Origin of the sequence: Sapientia aquatica, from assembly GCF_004358105.1 — a bacterium.
Taxonomy (GTDB): Bacteria; Pseudomonadota; Gammaproteobacteria; order Burkholderiales; family Burkholderiaceae_D; genus Solimicrobium; species Solimicrobium aquaticum.
Genome location: NZ_SMYL01000035.1, coordinates 1 through 2,429, shown reverse-complemented (window position 1 = coordinate 2,429; position 2,429 = coordinate 1). Strand labels below are relative to the sequence as shown.

The 2,429-nt window shown below is 53.0% G+C and carries 3 protein-coding genes; all 3 read right to left on the bottom strand.

Going from position 1 to position 2,429, the window contains the following annotated elements; translation table 11 throughout:
• Positions 1-44: 44 nt before the first annotated feature.
• On the bottom strand, positions 45-1,607 hold the full coding sequence (gene tnpC, locus E2I14_RS19125; protein WP_133331535.1) for an IS66 family transposase: 1,563 nt from the start codon (positions 1,605-1,607) through the stop codon (positions 45-47).
• A gap of 83 nt (positions 1,608-1,690) precedes the next feature.
• Complete coding sequence (gene tnpB / locus E2I14_RS20030) at positions 1,691-2,029, bottom strand: IS66 family insertion sequence element accessory protein TnpB (protein WP_133331533.1); 339 nt, start codon at positions 2,027-2,029, stop codon at positions 1,691-1,693.
• Positions 2,026-2,349: an IS66 family insertion sequence element accessory protein TnpA gene (gene tnpA, locus E2I14_RS19115; protein WP_133331531.1), complete on the bottom strand. Its 324-nt coding sequence runs from the start codon at positions 2,347-2,349 to the stop codon at positions 2,026-2,028. Before tnpA ends, tnpB begins: the two co-directional genes overlap by 4 nt.
• Between the last annotated feature and the right edge of the window lie 80 nt (positions 2,350-2,429).

Here is a 2,429-nt window from a genome sequence, read left to right as displayed (position 1 = left end):
GTAAGCGTCCAGCGCTACCACCTGTTCAAGCGGCAGATTTACTGTTAAGTGCGTAGCGGGAGAAGATCGTCCAGACGGCTGTTTGGACAGGCAGGTAATTTTTCCAAGGTGTCTTTCAGCCACGCGAACGGTTCAATGCCGTTGGCTTTGGCTGTCGCCAATAAAGTTTGAATAGCGGCGGCTCTTTTTCCTGCGCGTTCAGAGCCTGCAAAAAGCCAATTTTTTTTGCCAACGGCTATTGGCCGAATCGCATTCTCGATCGGATTATTATCGATGGGCAGGTGTCCGCTGTTTGCATAGCGTATGAACGCAGGCCAGCGTTTTAAACTGTAATCGATGGCGCGTGATAGCGCACCGCCTTCTGCGCTAGTTTTACGCACTTGCAATAGCCACAAGTGCATCGCGTCCAGGCGCGGTTTGGCATGGTCGACCCGCCATCGCTGTCGTGCCTCAATGGAATAATCGGTCGCTTCACGTTCAAGTTGATACAGCTCGGCGATCCGCTGCATTGCTTCCTCTGCTACCGGATGTTTATTGGCCGCGTACAAATCAAAAAATTTGCGTCGGGCATGTGTCATACAAGCCAGCTCGGTGATGCCCTGTTTGAACAAGTGTTTATATCCTGCGTAATCATCCACCATCAGATGGCCCTGCCAATCAGCGAGGAAGGTTTGCACATGCGAGCCGCTACGGCCCGGTTGAAACTCAAACACCACGATGGGTGAGCCTGACTCCAGATTATTGCTGCGGTACGCCCACAGATAGGCACGTTTGGTTTTACCTTTGCCGGGATCCAGTTGCGGTACCGGGGTTTCATCGGCATGCAATACGCTGCGTTGTTTGAGAAGTTCTGCCAGGCGTTCGGCCAATGGCTGGAGCGCGACGCCTATGCGACCTATCCATTCTGCCAACGTTGATCTGGAAATCGCTACGCCGTGACGGGTACTGATTTGCTCGATCCGATACAGTGGCAGGTGGTCCAGATATTTTTGAATCACTACCCAGGCGTGCAAGGCTGGCGTGGCCAGGCCGCCGTCAATGATGGACGCCGGTATCGCTGCAGCCGTGATGGTTTCGCACAGACGACAAGCGTACTGAGGACGGATATGGCGTTGTACAAAGAACCGTGCTGGTTCAACATCGAGTTGTTCAGTGATATCTTCACCGATCCTGAACAGTGCCTGACCGCAGCAACCGCATGTGCACGATTCTGGTTCGTGACGATGCTCAATGCGGGGTAAATCTGCTGGTAGCGGTTTGCGCCCGGTCGGTTTCGTTTTTGCGCGTGGCGCAGGGGCGAGTTGTTCCAGTTCGGCCTGCATGGCGTTGAGATCCGTTTCTTGCGTCTCGTCGAACAAATCCCGTTGCTGTGCCGTGAAGGCTTCGGAGGTGCTGCTGAATTTAATGCGCTTGTGGTACGCCAGTTCCAGCGTGAGTGCGGCGATTTTAGTGTCTTTGAATTGGATTTCGTGGCGCTGTTTGGCCACCAGATCTGCTTGTTGTTGAAGTTGCCTCGCCTGTTCGGCCCAGACCGACACCTGTGCGGCCAGCGCTTCCGGCGTGACAGTGCGCAGGTTGAATTGAGCGAGTTCGGTAGCGAGATCCATGCTGGAAGTTTACCTAGACTCGCGCACGTTTACAATCAAAATAAATGGTATTTCGCTATTTTTATTGCGCGTGTTGGATTTGATTACACCTGCCAGTGTGCCGGTGCCGGTGCGCTTAATCGTTGCCAGTCCACGCCTTTAATGAGCCAGTCCCATTGTGCCTGTGTCATCATCCAGCATCGGTCGTCGTTACCGGGCCAAACAAACGAACCTCGGTGTAATCGCCGTTGACAGCACCACACGCCGGTGCCATCCCAGATCAGCAACTTCAGCCGTGTTTTAGGACGATTGCTAAATGCATACGCGGTACCATCACACGGCGTGGTGCCCAGACTGGTTTGTATCCATTGCGATAAACTGTCCAGGCCACGGCGCATATCAACTGGTTCGATCACGCAACAAATTTGACTGGGGGCGATCATGCTAATTCATTGAGCAATTGGGCTAGCCAGGTGATCTGCACATCGGCAGGCAGAGTCAGTTGCCATCCGGACTCATGTTGTAATACGATGGGTGCCAGATTTGATACTGCCGGTGTGACTGGCTGAATCACAACTGGAACGGCAGTCAATTTTATTGAGGGTGACGAAGCCTTGCGGCCACGTGTGATCCAGCCGTTGAATGTGGTGGCATTCAATTCGTGTTCACGACAATACGCCGCTTGCGTCATTCCAGACGCCTGCCAGGTGCTGACGTGTTGCAGCCAATCTGCTTTGCTTATTAAAGATTTGAATCTCGACATGCTTTGCTCTCCAATTTGATCAGGTCTGGAGAGTGCATGAAATTAATTGCCGTTCATAGGTGGTAGCGCTGGACGCTTAC

Bases quoted from the DNA above. Each gene is read 5' to 3' on its own strand.
- tnpB (WP_133331533.1), bottom strand. From the start codon at position 2,029: ATGATCGCCCCCAGTCAAATTTGTTGCGTGATCGAACCAGTTGATATG.
- tnpC (WP_133331535.1), bottom strand. From the start codon at position 1,607: ATGGATCTCGCTACCGAACTCGCTCAATTCAACCTGCGCACTGTCACG.
- tnpA (WP_133331531.1), bottom strand. From the start codon at position 2,349: ATGTCGAGATTCAAATCTTTAATAAGCAAAGCAGATTGGCTGCAACAC.